The organism is Rhizobium ecuadorense, from assembly GCF_001187535.1.
GTDB classification, from domain to species: Bacteria; Pseudomonadota; Alphaproteobacteria; order Rhizobiales; family Rhizobiaceae; genus Rhizobium; species Rhizobium ecuadorense.
The window spans coordinates 1-16,089 of sequence record NZ_LFIO01000120.1; the positions used below are offsets into that span (position 1 = coordinate 1).

Consider the following 16,089-nt stretch of genomic DNA (forward strand, 5'->3'; position numbering starts at 1 on the left):
GCAGCCGGGTCGTTGCCCTCGTCAGCTCGATTGTCGATGAAGAGATGGAAGAACAGAAGCCGGTTGGTTCATCTGCTGGTTCTTAGCTCCCTACCGGTCGATTTTCTCCGCTGCTTCAAGCGAAAATTCGACGCGCAATACCGCCTTCTGTGCTCGCGAAAAATCGGCGGCGACGTGTTCTGCCCGCTCTTGCGCGGCGCGCCGGGCGGCTTTGTGTTGCGCAAGCGATAGGCCGGCATCGGCTTCATGGCTGCGCAATACGGATTGTCGCATCAGCGCGTCCTGAAGCTCGGCGGCGGCGATGACACCACTCTTGCGCAATACGTCGACGACAGGATTGCCGGCGGCCCGGCTTGCCGCGATGTCGAGCGCTTCGGAGGCTTTCGTTTCCCGCTCCCGCGCGCTTTCGGCATCCGCCCGCGCCTCGGAGAGGCTGCGGGAAAGATTGTCCGCCCGCAGGCTGCGGATCTGCAGCAACTGCCTGAGAGATTTCAACGCCTTCATATCAGCCGCTCAGGCACCGTTGTTCGTCGTCAGGATTTCCAGCTGGCCGCCCTTGATGACCTTGATGCTGTCGGCTTGCTGCCGGCTCAGCACGTCTTCGACGGCCTTGGTGAAGACGGCGGGCCCGCGCACCAGCACCAAGCCGCTGGCGGGATCTTCACGCAGCGCATCGTCCGGCAGCAGCGGGAACAGCGCGCGAATGGCGTTTTGCTCGGTCTTCCAGCTGCGGCCGCCGCGATCGAGGACAACGGTGGAGACCTCCTGCTTCGGCGCGATGATGATGCGGCTGCCGTCATAGGCGACGAAGAGATTGCTGGCATCGCCAAGCTTGACAAAGGCCTTGGCTCCGCTTTCCCGGACGGACCAGTGCTCGACCTTGCCGCTCAGCGTCCCGACTGTCGTGACCGGGATGCCGGACATGAAGGACAGCGTCTGGACGACATCGCCAAGCGGCAGGGAGACGACATCCAGGCGCACCTCCCGCTCGCTGGCGCCGGCCGGTGGAGGAAAGGAGGCCAGCAGTCCGATAGCGGCCATGTAAACAAAACGCGCAAACATCTGAGTTTACCTCACGATCCGGATATCGCCCGACAACTAATGAACGAATGAAGGCAGGGCTGCGAAATCCAATCTATTAATAATTATCTGATCTACTGTTGCAGATCATCGGTCCGCTGGGAACAGGACGGATATCCATTTCGCGCATTTGTTGTACATATCGCGAATTAATAACTTTTTAACATAAGCTATTGAATTCGATCTTGAATTCTGCAAGGCTCTGGCCGCCAAAACCATGCAAGGAGTTCAAGACATGGCTAGTACTTCGACACTTGATGCGGGCATCGGCTCGGCGATTTCCGCCTTCAAGTCGGCCCAGAACGAAGCGACCGAGCAGAGCCTGAAGGTTGCAACCGAAATCACCAAGATCAACGGCGTCGCAAACGCCATCAAGAAGATCGGCCCAGGCTGATTGAAACAATGGCGAGACGGGTTCGCCCGTCTCGCTTCCCCGCTCTCGAAGACAATAAAAGCCGCTCGACGGACGGTTCGGGAACAAGATGGTTATGGATCTAGATTCCTCTTCGCCGACATTCAGAGGTAACGCCGGCAACGCTGCGTCAGGCAGCGGCGGACCGGTCTTGCGCATCACGCGTGCCGGGCGCAGCTCCAATCTGCCGCTGACGGCGGAGCGGCAGGTGGTCGGCGGCAGCGCCGATTGCGACCTGATCATCCTCGGCGCCAAACCAGAACCCGCCTTTGCCATCAGTTTGCAGCGCTCCCGCGGCTCCGACACGGTGTCGTTGACCGCGCTGCGGGATGACGTCGTGATCAACGGTCGTTCCATCCCACGCGATCGGACGATGACCCTTACGAAGAGGCAGACCATCTCCTTCGACGGCACGGCCTGCGAACTCGAAGGTCTCGGCGCCGGGCGCGTGCGGTTCGCGCCACGCCGGATTGCGGCTGCCGGCCTTCTCGGGCTGGCGGCGTTGCTTTTGCTGGCCGGGCTTTACAACAGCGATGCGCCGGCTCACGAAGCCCCGCTCGTCAGGGTTTCCGCCGCGCCGGAACCGGCGCCGTCATCGGCGGCAATTGCTGCCGAAATCCGCCAGGTCATTCGTATGGCTCAGCTTCCCCAAGATCTGAGCATCGTCGCCACCGCCGACGAGATTCGCATCGGCGAAGGATCGCGCCCTCTCTGCCTGCCCGACAAGGCCAAGCTGCGCAGCATCATCGCCTCGATGAGCCGGCGCGGTTCCGTTTCCATCGTCGATCTCACCGCCCTCTCTTCCGGTCTCGACGGCTTCGTCGCCGCCGCCGGCTATACGCCCGTCAGATTCATCATCGGCTCCGACGGCCGCCGCTACGAGGAAGGCGATGTCGTTTCGAGCGGCTGGCGGATCAAGGAGATCGGCAAAGACCAGATGACCGTTTCCCGCGACAGTGAGGACGATACGGTCAATTTCGCCCCCGCCGGCAGTGCCGAGCCGAAGCTCGCCGAAATTTCCAGCAGCGAACAAGAATAGGCGATGGCGTCGGAAGCCGGATCATGAAGGTAAGGTCATCCGCCATCGCCATGCTTGCGCAACGCACCGATATGCTGCTTGCGGTGTTTTTCGCCTCCGTCGTGACGATGCTGGTGCTGCCGCTTCCGACAATCGTTCTGGACGTGCTGATCGCTTTCAATCTCTCCTTCGCTTTCGTGGTGCTGATCACCACGACCTATCTGAAGAGCGTGCTTGAAATCTCGACCTTTCCCGCGGTCATTCTGATCGGCACGCTGTTCCGCCTGGCCTTGACGATTTCCTCGACCCGGCTCGTGCTGGCGGACGCCGATGCCGGCGAGATCATCATGGCCTTCGGCGATTTCGTCGTTGCGGGAAATGTCGTCGTCGGGCTGATCATTTTCCTGATCGTGGCGCTGGTGCAGTTCATCGTGGTGACGAAGGGCGCCGAGCGCATCGCCGAGGTCGGCGCGCGTTTCACGCTCGACGCCATGCCCGGCAAGCAGCTCGCCATCGACAGCGACCTGCGTAACGGCCATATCACCACGGAAGCCGCGCAGAAGCGCCGGTCGCGCCTCGAACAGGAGAGCCAGTTCTTCGGGGCGATGGACGGCGCGATGCGCTTCGTCAAGGGCGATGCGGTCGCAGGATTGGTGATCGTCGCCGTCAATCTCATCGGCGGCCTGGCGATCGGTATCTTCCAGAAGGGCCTGAGCTTCGCCGAGGCCGCCCATCTCTATACGCTGCTGTCGATCGGCGACGGTCTGGTGTCGCAGATTCCGTCCATTCTGATGGCAGTCTCGGCCGGTATCGTCGTGACCCGCGTGTCCGATGACGGCAACGGCAGTCTCGGCAGCGATATCGGCCGCGAACTCTTCCGGGAGCCCCGTGCATTGGCGATTGCGGCGGCGCTGACGATCTGCGCGGGCTTCGTGCCGGGATTTCCCACAGGCGTGCTCGGCGCGATCGGCCTGTGTCTGGCGGGCCTTGCCTTCATGGTGCATCGCCGGCGCGCCGGCCCAGCCGCGGCCGGATCGGCAAATGCCGTGGAAAGCGCCAATTCCTATCCGCTCGACAGGACGAAATATGGCGATCCCGTCATCGCCACCGTCGCGGTGGAAACGCTGGCGCGGCTTGAGGCGATGCGACTCGGCGAAATGCTGGACGGGCGGATCCGCATGGCGGCGCGCGCCGTCGGCGTCTCCGTGACGGTGCCGACGTTCAACGCCGATCCCCGCATGGCCGAGGATCTGATCCACCTTCAGGTCGAAAACGTGCCCGCCGGTCTCGTCAGCTGCGGTCCCGAACGGACGGCCGAACAGATTGCCGACGACATCGTGCGCATCGTCCGCCGCCATATCGGCGCCCTGTTCAGCGTCGACGACGCGGCACAATGGCTGGGCAGCCTCGAACCGCGTCTCGGCAAACTGGCGATCGACGTCGCCACCCAGGTGCCGCTGATGCTGACGGTCGCGGTCGTCAGACGCCTGCTGGATTCCGGCCTGACGCTTTCCCAGCCGCGCGGACTGCTGGAAGTGATGCTGCACGCCGGCACCGATCACGCGCCGGATGCCCTGGCCGAAATGGCGCGCGCCGCGCTGGTCAAGCAGATCGCCTTCGGGCTTCTCGACCGGCGCGGATTGCTGCCGGCGCTGGTGCTTCCCGCCGAATGGGACCACTTCATCCGCTCCTATGACGCCGCTGGAGCGACCGAGAAGATCGAGATAGCCGAAAGGCTGCGCCTGCTGGCCGAGAAAGCCAGGCAGGCTCTCGAGGACGCCAACGAGCGGGGATACGATCCCATCATCATCGTGCCGGGCGAGTGGCGCCTGCTCACCCAGACGCTGATGATCCACCACAACTGCCGCATTCCGGTGCTGGCGGCGGAGGAGATCGACAGGGATATAACGATCGAAACCATCGGAGAGATCGGGCAAATCCGGAACGCTGCCGGCTCCAAACAAAGGCCGGGCTGATAGAGCAAGTGAAGTAGACGAGACCAACTGGGGATGAATGCAATGTGTGGCGTAGATGGACAAAGGCCCATAGACTTCGACAGAACCTCCCGTTTCGACCTTGAGTCCGATTGCCTTGGCGGCAGCAATAGGGCCGACACGGATTTCACCGCCATCCGAACCCGCAAGGTCTCGCCCTTCGAAGATTTCTCCGGCAACCCGCCGACGCTGACCTCCTATGTGCCGAAGTCGCGGGAAACGTCGGAAAACGGCATGGATTCCGACCCCAAGGATCTGCTGCGCAAGCACATCAACTGGCAATCCCACTCCAAGAAGGTGGATCCATCCGACGAGAAACAGGCCACGACTTTGCAGACCACGACGGAAAAACCCGACCTCTCGAAAGAGGGCAGCGTCATCGTCGTCAACGAGCCGATCGTCGTGGATGGCGGCGTGTTCGACGGCAAGGGCGCGACCTATACGGCCTCGTCCAAGCTCGGCGATGGCGGCCAGTCCGAAACCCAATCGCCGCTGTTCATTCTCAAGAACGGCGCGACGCTCAAGAATGTCAATCTCGGCGAGAATGGCGCCGACGGAATCCACGTTTATGGCGGCGCGACGCTCGAAAACGTCAATTGGCAGAATGTCGGCGAGAATGCGCTGACGGTAAAAAGCGCCGGCGACGTCACTATTGTCGGTGGCTCCGCCAAGGGCGCGACCGACAAGATCTTCCAGATCAATGCCGACACGAGGTTCTATCTGAAGGATTTCGTCGCTGACGGCTTTACCACGCTCGTGCGCACCAACGGCGGCAAGCAGATCGACGCCGACGTCACCATCGATGGCGGGGCGTTCTCCCACGGCAGCAACGTCTTCCGCACCGACAGCTCACTTGCCAGTGTGACGTTCCTCTCCGATATCACGCTGGACGATGTGAAGAACTGGACGCGTGTAGGTGACAACCAATCGGGCGTCTGAGACGCCCGACCACCGGAACCGCAAAGCGAAGATCAAGCGGGCGGCTTAGGCTCCCGCTTTTCATTGCCGGCCTGGTCCTTGCCTGCGCGGCGGGCTGCTGCGCATTTCCGCGCCGATTTGCCGGCGCGCCGATTTCAGCTTCGGGTCGCCCTGGGTATCCTTGTATTCGCGCCGCGCCTCGGTCTTGGTCATGCGGTGTTCGTGCCTGAACAACGCGCGCGAAATGCGGATATCGAAAAACGCCGCGGCCACCATGATGCCGGCGGCAATGACGAGGATCGAGCCGAGGAGATGGGCTGTCGCGGAGAGCGTGCATGCTTCTCCGCAAAGAGGCGACCAGAAGATGCTGTTGAGGAAATAGAGGATCGCACCGCCGCCGGCGGTGGCGAGCAGGACAAACTTGACGAGCCCCTTGACGAACTCGGCGATGCTCGCGAGCGAAAAAAGCCTCTTGATGCCCTCGAACGGATTGAGCCGGGTGAAATCGAAGCTCATATGTTTGAACGATACGGGAAACCCCTGCCCGTCGAGGATCGACACCAGGATGGTCGCGGCAAGACCCGTGGCAAGCGGCAGCCAGATGAGATCGAGCAGCGCCACGCCGGTTTCGCTCAAGCCGACAGTGACGGCGTCGGAGAGGTCGGCCCGTCCGGCGGACTGCAGGCCGCTATCGAAACTGCGGGTGAAATCCTCGAGGATAGCAGGCAAGCCCCAGGTGACGTAGACGGCGATGGCAAGGACGGAGATCGCAACCGGGATTTCCTTCGAGCGGGGAACCTGGCCCTCGCGCCGGAGCCGATCGAGCTTCACCCGGCTCGGCGGCAGGGTTTTTTCCTCGGTATCGTCATTTTTGGCCATGGGTCACCTCCAGCATGGCTTTCACCTCGTTGAATCCGTCGATCCAGAGATCGTGGAAATAGCTGGAAATAAAGGCCGTGTAGATGACGAGAATGACCACGACCGCGAAGTTCTTGATGGCCGGCAGGCTATCGTTCAGCGGGAATTGTTTCGACGATCGGCCAACGAAGGCCAGCGACAATTCGAGCGCGCAGGTGACGATCATGAACGGGGCGGCAAGCAATCCGGCCGCTTTGAACAGCCGGCCGAATACACCGAGGATCATGTCGAGCGGATCGTCGGGCATGGCGGGCATGAGCTTGAAGAGCGGCCAGAACTCGAACGACTTGTAGAAAATCGCGACCAGATCGATGATGCCGCCGGCGCTGACGAAAAGCACCAGGGCGATCGACATCATCAGCGAACCGAGCGGCGCGGTTTCCAGCGCGTTGATCTGGTCGAAGAGATTGGCGGCATTGGCGCCGCGATAGACATCGGTCATATCACCCGCCGCCTGGGCCGCCCAAAAGGGAATGCCGAGCCCCATGCCGATAAGCGCCCCGAAGCAAAGTTCCTTCATCGAAAGGGCGGCCAGATCGAACCAGGACGTATCTCCGAGAGCCAGCACCGAATAGGCGAAGGCGACGGAGGGCGCCGAAAGGCCGATTGCCAGGCCGAAACGCAGAATGCCGACGATGCTGAACAGCGAGAAGATCGGGAAGATCAGCAGGATCCCGAGCGCGCGGGCGGCGCCGAGCATCGCCGCGGCCGGTACCGCGACCTCGATGCCGACGAGCGGAAGATGATCCGGCCCCATCCGCCCCGCCTCACTGAACCATGGTCGGGAAGTCGTTCAGGATATGAACGGAATGTTCGATCAGCGGCGTTGCCAGCACCCGGCCGAACAGCAGCAGGGTGATGGAGATCACGAAAATCTTGACGATCTGCGCGATGGTCTGCTCCTGGATTTGCGTTGCCGCCTGGAAAATGGCGATGATCAGCCCGAGAAGCGCGGCCAGGCCTAGAATGGGGCCGGCCAAGGCGAAGGTCGCCATGACGGACATGCCGATTTCGGCTGCGACCTGGTCTTCACCCATGACGGCAGGCCTTTCGCGTGGGCGCGGCAGGCGCTCGAACCGGGGCTTTCGTCAAGGCGCGATGCTCACTGCGCATAGGACAGCACCAGACCTTCCAGCAATCGCCGCCAGCCGTCGATCGAGACGAACAGCAGCAGCTTCAGCGGTGTCGACACCACGGTCGGGGACATCATCTGCATGCCGAGCGCCACCAGAATGGCGGAGACGGCGAAGTCGATCATCAGGAAGGGCAGATAGATCAGAAATCCGATTTCAAAGGCCCGCGTCAGTTCCGAAACGAGGAAGCTCGGCGTCAGCACGGTGATATCGTCGGAGGCAATGGGGGTTGCCGGCGCGTTTGCCCAGATCTTCTGCGACGCCTGCACGAAAGAGTCGCGCACCTCGGCGTCGGAAAATTTCAGCATGAAATCCTTCAGCGGCGCTGCCACTTTGATCATGCCGTCCGCCATGCCACTGACCGTGCCGAAATCGCCGCTATGGGCGAGCAACAATTGCCAGCTGTTTTGCAGCACCGGGTTCATCACGAAGGCCGATAGCACGATGGCAATCGCAAAGACCAGGAGATTCGGCGGCGTCTGCTGGATGCCGATCGCATTGCGCACGATCAGCAGGACGACTGAAATCTTGGTGAAGGAGGTTGCGATCACGGCAATGACCGGCAGCATCGAGATCGCCGCCATTGCCGCGAGGCTCTGGGCAAGAGGAAAGCTCTGTTCCATCAGTCGTGCAGCGCCGTGACGCGAACGGCGCTCAACCCATCCACGGAAATGATTTCGCCCCGTCCGATAATGCGGCCCTGGGCGATGATATCGACGGCGTCCGACAATGGCCTGTCGAGGTTGAACACATAGCCCTCGCCGATCGTCTCGAGTGCGCGCAGCGGCAACTCCAGCCGTCCGGCATCGAAGACCAGCTTGATCGGGATGCTATCGACAGGCGACGGACGCGGCTCGCCCTGCAATTCCTGATCGACGGTGTCATTCGTCATGAAATGCCTCATTGGTCCGGTTGGCGTCGACAGGAGCGGCTCGGTGAGGACCGCGCCTTTGTCCGAGCGCATGCAGGTTGCAAGGTAACGTTCACCCGTGATCGCGACCACGGTCTCCGCTGCCCCCCCATCGATGACGATGCCGTCCCCCAATCGCAGGGATTTGATCTGACCGACCGACAGCACGGCATAACCGCGCCGGATGTTGACCGCCGTCGTCAGGGCATTGAGCGTGCGGCGCGGTAGGCGGCTTGCCCAGCCGACGAGGCCGGCAAGGAAGGTTTCATCGAAACGGCCGCTCAAGGGCAGGCTCATGCCGCTCCAGCCGATTTCGAAGCCGAAATTGCCGCTGAAATCCGGCTGCGGCTCTGCACCGATCTGCAGCAGCGACAGGCTGATGCCGATCTTGTTCTCGATTTCCTCGAAGGCCTCGACGAACTGATGTTCGACCACCGCCGCCTGTTCGTGCGGTGACAGTTTTTCCCAGAGGAGCAGCGGTTCAAGCCTTTCGGCCAGCAACCACAATGCGCCGGCCGACGCAATCAGCATCTGCTCCCGTTCGCCGACGCGGCAGAGAATGCCGACTGGATCGGCAATCCGCGCGGCTGCGATATCGGGGGACAGCGGGCGAACGGAAAGCGTCTGCTCCCGGACCGGAATTTGCCAGGCGGCGCGCATCGTCGTGCCGGAACGGGAAAAGAAGCTCCCGGCCATCGATGAGCGGGGCCATGCGGGCGCGGCGATATTCATCGGACAAGCTCCTCGAGCGCTTCGACGATCGCGCCGAACGGCTGCGGCTTGCCCTGGCCGTCAAACAGGAAGCGCTGGATGAGCCCGTGTTTGGCGACGGCCTCGTCGACGGCGGCGTCGCGCCCCTGGCGATATTCGCCGACGCGGATCAGCAGTTCCACCTCGTCATAGAGGGCAAGCAGGGCGCGCAGCCTGTCGGCTGCCTGGCGATGGCTCTCGCTCACCACTGCGCTCATCGTCCGGCTTCGGCTGGCCAGCACATCGATCGCCGGAAAATTGCCTGCCTTGGCAATCTTGTCGGAGAGCACGATATGGCCGTCCAGCAGCGATCTGGTTTCTTCGGCAATCGGATCGTCTTGCTCTTCGCCTTCGACGAGCACCGTATAGAAAGCCGTCATCATGCCGTTTGCGCTGTTGCCGGCACGCTCGAAGATTTGCGGCAGGACGGCGAATACGGAAGGCGGAAAGCCGCGCCGCACCGGCGGTTCGCCGGCGGCAAGCCCCACTTCGCGCAAGGCGCGGGCCATGCGGGTGACGCTGTCGATGACGAGCAGCACGTGTTTTCCCTGCTCGCGAAAATATTCGGCGATCGCCGTTGCCGTCATCACCGCCTTGAACCGCTCCAGCGCCGGGCGGTCGGATGTGGCGACAACCAGCGTCACATTCGAGGGGACGCCTTCCGGCATGTTGCCGGCAACGAATTCGCCGACCTCGCGTCCGCGTTCGCCCACCAGGGCGCAGACGATCACATCGGCCTTGTTGTTGGCGACGATCTGGGACACCAGCGTCGACTTGCCGGCGCCAGGCGCGCCGAAAATACCGATGCGCTGGCCCTGCCCGCAGGTCAGCAATCCGTCCAGGGCGGCAATTCCCGAGGTGAACGGCTGGCGGATGGGACGGCGCGACAAGGGGTTGACCGGCTGGCCGTAGAGCGGCTGCAGGAAACGCGCGTCCTCGCCGGCCGGATTGGCGGAGGGACGCAGGACGTTGCCGTGCGCATCGACGATCGCGCCGAGCAGGAAGTTGCCGACAGAGATCGCCGGCTCCCGGCCGGTCGGGACGATTTCCGTGCGCTGGGAGATGCCGCGGGTTTCGCCGTGAAGCGAGAGAAGTGCCGTCTCGCCGTCGATACCGACGACATCGGCGAGGCCGATGCGGCCCCTGCCCGGCTCATGCAGTTCGCAGAGCTCGCCGATCCGAACCGAGGGGATGAGCGCCCGCACCAGCAGGCCCGAAACACTCGTCACGCGGCCGCTCTGCCGTCGCACGTCCGTCTGTTCGAGCGTCCGCTCCATGCGAAGCAATGCGTCAGCCATGGACGAGGGCCTCGATTACGGTGGCGAGCTGGTCTTTCAAGCCGATCTGGCTTCGTCCCGCCGATGTCTCCAGGACGATCTCGCCGGCAGACATCAGCGGATCCGTTTCGATAGTGATGCGATGATCGATATCCGCAATTGCCTGGGCGATCATGGCGGCATCCTCGGGGGCGACATGGAGGGCGATCTCCTGGGCCTCTGCGGTCTGGGATATGGCGTGGCGGACCAATCGCCTGGTGCGTTCGTCGGCCTCCATCGATCCGAGGATCAATCCGACCGATTTCAGAACCACCGCCTCGACCCAGCTGTCGAGATTGGCAATCTCCTGTTCGGCTTTTCCGAGCGAGGCGGCAAGCCGTGCGGCGGCATCACGAACGCCCTGTTCGAACCCGTCGCGATAGCCGTTTTGGGCGGCCTGCTCGCTGGCGGCTGCAAGTGTGGCCTGGGATTGGGCGGCGTCCTGGCGGGCAGCCGCCAGAATTTGCGCCGCCTCCCTGATCTGGCCGAAGTTTTCCGCCGGAATGATGCGGTCGTGGCGTGCAAATCCCGAGCTCATCGTCCGGCGCCTTCCTGTGTGGAGGCGACCTCGTCGACGGCGGCCGTCGCCAGAACGAGCGCCGGGCTCTTCAACAGGGAAGCCGAGCCGTTTTCGGCCATGTCGCGCCAGCCCGCCCACCGCCATGCCGCAGAGATCCGATATTCGTCTGCCAGAAGCGCCAGCATCGACCAGCCATCGGCCTCGACGACATGCCTTGCCTGCTCGCTCAACAGATCAAGCGGCGGCGTTGCCGTGGAAAGATTGATGTGGCCGAGGGCGAATGCGACCGCTTCCTCGCCGTAGGCGGCCCTGAGCCTCGCAAGGGTCGGGCGATCGACCGCGGGGCAGAAGGCTGCGAGATGATAGGCGAAGCCCGCCCGGAACGCGGCCTTTGCGAGTCCGTCCGCGTCCATGGAAATCAGGCGGCGGGCGCCGTCGGCAAATGTGGCGGGGTCGCCATGGGCTTCTGCGATCTCCGTGAAAAGCCGCCGGTGCAGCCGCCGCGACAGGGTAGACCCATCGGCAAGGAGCGGCGCGGTCCCATCCCATCGGGCGGCCGTCAGCATATCCGCGGAAAGCAGCGCTGCCCTGCGGATCCTCGCCGCATCCGAGATCGCCTCGCCGTCCGAACGCGGCGTGCGCATGCTCAGCGCTCCTTCCGCTGCGGCAACAGCAGCAGCAGGCATGCCCCGATGGCGAGGATAATTGCGCCGATCACGGCCAGATTGGGGGCCTTGAAAGCCGAGAGAGCGCTTTGCACCATCGAGAATGGCGCTGCGGCGGGTGCCGGCGTCACGGTTGCCGCCGGGGCCGATGCTGCCGTTGCCGGCGGGGCCGCCGGCGCGCCGACCTCCGACCAGGGGCTGACCACCACCGAGACATCTTCGTAAGAGAGATCACGGATGCTGTTGACCAGAACGGACCGGCTTTTCATGTCGATCTCGTTGAGATTGGCGCCGGGGCGATATTGCAACACGGCCGCCGCCCTCGCCTTTTCCTTGATGAGCCCGCGGCCGTTTTCCTCCGGCAGCACCACATGGACGCGCGCCGTCGCCACGCCGTCAAGCCCCGAAAGCGTTTCGGCAAGCTGCTGCTCGATGGCGTAGCTCATCCGGGCTTTTTGTTCGTAAGGCGTCACAAGGAAGCCGTTGCCGGGAAAGAGTTCGGCGACATTTCCGAACGACTGACGCGGCAGACCGGCGTCCGCCAGCAACTCGATCGCCCGGGCATGATCGGCTGATTCAGCGGCGATCGCATAGGTCCCGCCCTTTTCGCTCTTCATGGTGACGGAGATGCCGGCGCGTTCGAGCAGGACCTGAGCATCCAACGCATCGCGCTGATCGAGTCCCGTCAGCACGTCCTGGCTGCAGGCGGCGAGGAACAGGCAGAGGGCGAGCATGGCGGCCTTCGGAAGGACTTTGCGCGCGGGCGAAGTGATCGGTGATCTCGCAAGGGCCGATGTGATCATGATATTCACTGGCCCTGCGTCAGCCGTTTGGACGACGACATCACCGACTGGGTGAGTGACGACAGCAGCGTCGTGCCGGTCGCGAATTGCTGTGATTTCTCCAGCCGGTCGATCGATGTCGTGATGTCTTCGATCTTCGGGCCGCTGTGATCCTTGTCCGCGGCAAATCGCACCAGCGGCGTCTCCGGCTGGCCGTTCCCGGCCACCGGCATGAAGAATGCCGACAGCCGGTCGAGAATGCTGGAGGGCCTGGTATTGCCTTCCGGTGAATAGGAGGGCGGGACGGCGTCGGACTCAGGCGCGATCTTGCGGCCCTGGATGTTGGGAATGGAGGTGAGTTCGGTTGGCCGAAGGCCGGCGAAATCCGCCGGCTGCAGCCCGATCCGTTCCGCCACGATCTCCGAGGTCTTCAGCACATTGCCTGTCGATACGCCATCAACGGGCGGCGTAAAGGCGCGGCCGGTAAGTTCTTCTCCGCTCATTGCAATTCCTCAACTCGGTACACGTCAACTGCAAACGATGAACGGGAACGCTACTCGTCGCTGCCTTCGTCGATCGCCTCCTTGGCGAAATTGAAAAGCGAATTGTTCAGCATCAGGGTGTTGGAAATCATGCCTGGCAGAAACGCGTCCACGGCAGCGGAGAGTATCTCGCTCTCGCTGTTCGGATCGACCTTTTTCGTCGTGCTGCCGGTGGTGTCCTTGGAACCTGTCTTATCAGTCGTCAGCCCCACCGAGACAGGGTTTGCAGGCGCCAGGTTCAGGTCGGAATTCACTGCATCTACGGCCATATGAGCACTTCCATCAAGGAGTTATCAAAATGAATGCATGATTTGATATGGATAAAAAAACGGCCGGTCAATTGTTTAAACTTAACCGATGGTTAATTTTCGGAAATTACAATCGGCTTTGACAACTTTCTCGACCTTTATATTAAAATTGAACGTTTTTATCCATAAAGCGCAGCAGATATCCAGATTGCGCATGAAATTCATACTTAAATTTATTGCTATCAAATGTTCACAGGCCCGACCGCCTCTACGCCAACCGGGCCTGTGAGTACCCAGATATTTGGTGTTGCGAAAGCGTCCCGGATCAGCCCACCGCCGTACCGCGGCGCTTCTCGATATCGGCGATGATCGCGTCCCAGTTCTCAGGGGTCAGCTCGCGCTGTTCCGGGTCGCGGGGCGCGGGGGCGACGCCGCCCTTGGCGCCGACGCGCTGACCTGTTTTGGCGTAGATGCCGACCGTGTCGTTGACAGTGCGCTTAAGCATGTCGTTCATCATGTCGGTCTGCTTGTGGAAGGCTTTTTCCTGCTTGATGCTCTGGTAGATGGCAAAGCCCGCCCAGGCCGCCCAGGACACCGCGCCGGCGATCGCGAAGGCGAGCGAGAAGCCGCCGGAGACGAGCGCTACCGTTGCGCCCGTGCGCCCGAGGAAGGTGGAATTCACCAGCATATTGGCAACGCCTGCGATGCCCTCGATCGCGCCGACCGTGTCCGCCGCGGTTCCGATACCCATGAAGATGAGATCGACCGGATCGCCCTTGCCACTGGTGAGCCCCTGCAGGAACTGGTAATATTCCACCGGCAGCCAAGCGATGCCGGCAACGGCGCCAACCGTCGTCCCGGTATTCTTGAAAAAGGCGGAGAGCACGCTGCGCTGCGCCCGCGCCAGCTCGTCGGAAACGCCGACGAGTGAACTGATCCCATCCAGCAGCGAAAAATTCGAGGCTTTGATCGCCGAGCCGAGCGCACTGCCCATGTGCGCGAGAGCGCCAAGGGCGTGCAGAACCACGATGCCGATGCTGTCCCAGGTCGGGCTCGTCATGTTGAGGCCGGCATAGATGGAGCGGGATGCGGTAAGCACCGACATCACGCCGGAAGAGAGCGCCGCCTTGTATTTGACAGGATCGACCCCTGCCGGCGCCGCCGTCGCGGTCTTGTCGATCAGCTTGGCAAGGTCGGCCTTGATCGTTTCGACGCTGCCGCCCGGTCGCATCGTCGCCCAAAGCGCGGTGAAGATCGTCGTGAAATTGGTCTTGTATTGCGCCATGGCATCGGCATTGCCCTTGAACAGGGTTTCCGCCAGCGCGTCGAGGCTCGGGGCGATGATCTTCTTGATCGCCTCTTCGGCGGTCTTGCCGTCGACGATGATTGGATCGATCACATCCGTGCCGGGCATCAGCGTCTTCATCAGGCCTGACATGGAAAGTCCCATGTCCTTGAGGCTCGATGTCAGATATTCGCTGTCGATATAGGGCAGATCGAGACTTTGGATGGTCTTGCTCCAGCCATTGTCCGTGGTGGCGAACATGCGCTCGGCGATCCAGGCGTCGCCGCCGCTGCCGGCGAAGAAGCGCCCGCCGTCTGAGCCGTTGGCGGCAATGCCCTTGCCGGCCAGCCCGGTGCCGATCATGATCGCCGCCATGACGTCGTTGAACGAATAGCTGGCGAGATTGCTGGAGGGCAGCGGCGAGACGCTCTTGTCCCACTCGGCATTGGCCGGCAACTTCGAGACCAGGCTGGCGCCCATGACGAGCCCTTCCAGCGCGGTCTGCACCGCATGGCGGTAGCCCAAGACCTCCTTGCCGCCGGGTGCGCTCAGGCGCGACGTCAGGCGCTCCAGATTGCCGGCGAGATCGCCGATGCCGATTTCTCCGGCGCCTACCTTGTCGAGCAGCGGACCGAGAAGCGCCTTGACGTCGGCCTTGAACTGATCGCGCACCTCGGGGCTGTCTGACCCGTAAAACTGGTTGGCCATCGCCTGGATGGTCGGGTTGAACAGGTGGGTGATATTGTTGGGAACGGTGCTGCCGAATTCGGAAGCGGCAACCTTTTTCAAACCGTCGAGGTCGATCTTGAGATCGGGGAACAGGCTCCCGCCGAGCCCGAGCGACTGGTCGAAATCCACAACCGGCAGGATGGAGCCGAGCCCCTTCAGTTCCCGCTCGGTCTTGTTGCCGGCCAGTCCCATGCGGATCAGGCCATCGAGCGCCGTCGTCGGATCGGAGATCGTCGGCAGCACGTTCTTGTCGAAGAATTCGGCATAGGTCTTGTCGGCAATCGCCGAGCGCTGCTTTACGAAATCGTCGGGAAGCACCATGGAATAGAAGCCGAGGGCGGCATTATATTCCTTGAGAATGGTGGTGACGTCCTTGCCGGATTTGAGACCGTCATTCAGCAGGCCGCCATTGACGATGTCGCGCTCAAAGGCATCCTCGACCTTCGTACGCAGGTCCTTCATCTTCTCGTCACGCGTTATCGTGTCGTTGATGATCTCGGAAGCGTCCTTGTTCGTATCGGGCGGCGCCACGCGATAACCGGAGAAGATCAGCTTGAAGGCCTTCAGCGCCTTCTCCGTCATCAGCGAGTTGACGTCGGGGTCCGAGCCCAGGATGGCGATCGACTTGTCGAGATCCTTCAGGATCTCCTGGTCGTTGTAGATGCCGCGCTGGTTGTCGCCGAGGCTGTCCTTGTATTGGCCGAAGGTCGCCTTGGTCTGAAGCAGATCGAGATACATGATCAGTTTCTGCTCGGCAGTGTAATTGTGAGGGTTTTTGACGACGTCGATGCTCTCGAAGGATTTGTCCTTGTCCTTCAGCCCTTCCATGAAGCCCTGATTGATCTCGCTCATGAAATCGGAATTGAACA

18 protein-coding genes are annotated in these 16,089 nt (G+C 62.1%); 4 read left to right on the forward strand and 14 right to left on the reverse strand.

What is annotated here, in order from left to right; translation table 11 throughout:
* Positions 1 to 90 precede the first annotated feature (90 nt).
* Both AF337_RS03975 and AF337_RS03980 read right to left on the reverse strand, forming a co-directional pair.
* Positions 91 to 504, reverse strand: coding sequence for a hypothetical protein (locus AF337_RS03975; RefSeq protein ID WP_008534291.1), 414 nt, complete (start codon positions 502 to 504; stop codon positions 91 to 93).
* Between the two features lie 9 nt (positions 505 to 513).
* Complete coding sequence (locus AF337_RS03980; RefSeq protein ID WP_008534289.1) at positions 514 to 1,062, reverse strand: hypothetical protein; 549 nt, start codon at positions 1,060 to 1,062, stop codon at positions 514 to 516.
* Between the two features lie 253 nt (positions 1,063 to 1,315).
* Between AF337_RS03980 and AF337_RS43535 the strand changes: the two genes are divergently transcribed.
* From AF337_RS43535 to AF337_RS03995, 4 genes are all read left to right on the forward strand, one after another.
* Positions 1,316 to 1,474, forward strand: a complete 159-nt coding sequence (locus tag AF337_RS43535; protein ID WP_004672595.1) for a hypothetical protein — start codon at positions 1,316 to 1,318, stop codon at positions 1,472 to 1,474.
* A gap of 169 nt (positions 1,475 to 1,643) precedes the next feature.
* Positions 1,644 to 2,531: a SctD/MshK family protein gene (locus AF337_RS03985; protein ID WP_225882925.1), complete on the forward strand. Its 888-nt coding sequence runs from the start codon at positions 1,644 to 1,646 to the stop codon at positions 2,529 to 2,531.
* A 23-nt stretch (positions 2,532 to 2,554) separates the two neighbouring features.
* Entirely contained in the window at positions 2,555 to 4,486 is a 1,932-nt protein-coding gene (locus AF337_RS03990) for a flagellar biosynthesis protein FlhA (protein ID WP_049731150.1), read from the forward strand.
* A gap of 42 nt (positions 4,487 to 4,528) precedes the next feature.
* Positions 4,529 to 5,443: a pectate lyase gene (locus tag AF337_RS03995; protein ID WP_049731151.1), complete on the forward strand. Its 915-nt coding sequence runs from the start codon at positions 4,529 to 4,531 to the stop codon at positions 5,441 to 5,443.
* A 60-nt stretch (positions 5,444 to 5,503) separates the two neighbouring features.
* Here AF337_RS03995 and AF337_RS04000 read toward each other — a convergent pair whose 3' ends face one another.
* The 12 genes from AF337_RS04000 to AF337_RS04055 form a co-directional block, all read right to left on the reverse strand.
* Positions 5,504 to 6,301, reverse strand: a complete 798-nt coding sequence (locus AF337_RS04000; RefSeq protein ID WP_012489462.1) for an EscU/YscU/HrcU family type III secretion system export apparatus switch protein — start codon at positions 6,299 to 6,301, stop codon at positions 5,504 to 5,506.
* Positions 6,288 to 7,097, reverse strand: a complete 810-nt coding sequence (locus AF337_RS04005; protein WP_049731152.1) for an EscT/YscT/HrcT family type III secretion system export apparatus protein — start codon at positions 7,095 to 7,097, stop codon at positions 6,288 to 6,290. Before AF337_RS04005 ends, AF337_RS04000 begins: the two co-directional genes overlap by 14 nt.
* A gap of 10 nt (positions 7,098 to 7,107) precedes the next feature.
* A complete protein-coding gene (locus AF337_RS04010) occupies positions 7,108 to 7,377 on the reverse strand; it encodes a flagellar biosynthetic protein FliQ (protein WP_004672590.1) in 270 nt (89 codons plus the stop codon).
* A 65-nt stretch (positions 7,378 to 7,442) separates the two neighbouring features.
* Positions 7,443 to 8,096: a type III secretion system export apparatus subunit SctR gene (gene sctR, locus AF337_RS04015; protein ID WP_049731153.1), complete on the reverse strand. Its 654-nt coding sequence runs from the start codon at positions 8,094 to 8,096 to the stop codon at positions 7,443 to 7,445.
* The gene (locus AF337_RS04020; RefSeq protein WP_049731154.1) at positions 8,096 to 9,115 is read right to left on the reverse strand and encodes a FliM/FliN family flagellar motor switch protein; all 1,020 of its coding nucleotides are present in this window, start codon (positions 9,113 to 9,115) and stop codon (positions 8,096 to 8,098) included. Before AF337_RS04020 ends, sctR begins: the two co-directional genes overlap by 1 nt.
* Positions 9,112 to 10,431 carry a FliI/YscN family ATPase gene (locus AF337_RS04025; RefSeq protein WP_029875511.1) on the reverse strand — a complete coding sequence of 440 codons (1,320 nt, stop codon included), beginning with the start codon at positions 10,429 to 10,431 and terminating at the stop codon, positions 9,112 to 9,114. Before AF337_RS04025 ends, AF337_RS04020 begins: the two co-directional genes overlap by 4 nt.
* Positions 10,424 to 10,987, reverse strand: coding sequence for a type III secretion system stator protein SctL (gene sctL, locus AF337_RS04030; RefSeq protein ID WP_004672586.1), 564 nt, complete (start codon positions 10,985 to 10,987; stop codon positions 10,424 to 10,426). Before sctL ends, AF337_RS04025 begins: the two co-directional genes overlap by 8 nt.
* Positions 10,984 to 11,613 (reverse strand): hypothetical protein, encoded by a 630-nt coding sequence (locus AF337_RS04035; protein WP_049731155.1) that lies wholly within the window; start codon positions 11,611 to 11,613, stop codon positions 10,984 to 10,986. The genes sctL and AF337_RS04035 overlap by 4 nt, the downstream gene beginning before the upstream one ends.
* Before the next feature lie 2 nt (positions 11,614 to 11,615).
* A complete protein-coding gene (gene sctJ / locus AF337_RS04040) occupies positions 11,616 to 12,446 on the reverse strand; it encodes a type III secretion system inner membrane ring lipoprotein SctJ (protein WP_049731156.1) in 831 nt (276 codons plus the stop codon).
* Positions 12,443 to 12,919, reverse strand: a complete 477-nt coding sequence (locus AF337_RS04045) for a hypothetical protein (RefSeq protein WP_004672583.1) — start codon at positions 12,917 to 12,919, stop codon at positions 12,443 to 12,445. The genes sctJ and AF337_RS04045 overlap by 4 nt, the downstream gene beginning before the upstream one ends.
* A 50-nt stretch (positions 12,920 to 12,969) precedes the next feature.
* Positions 12,970 to 13,227: a hypothetical protein gene (locus AF337_RS04050; protein WP_049731157.1), complete on the reverse strand. Its 258-nt coding sequence runs from the start codon at positions 13,225 to 13,227 to the stop codon at positions 12,970 to 12,972.
* A gap of 304 nt (positions 13,228 to 13,531) precedes the next feature.
* Positions 13,532 to 16,072, reverse strand: a complete 2,541-nt coding sequence (locus tag AF337_RS04055) for a hypothetical protein (protein ID WP_225882926.1) — start codon at positions 16,070 to 16,072, stop codon at positions 13,532 to 13,534.
* Positions 16,073 to 16,089 lie beyond the last annotated feature (17 nt).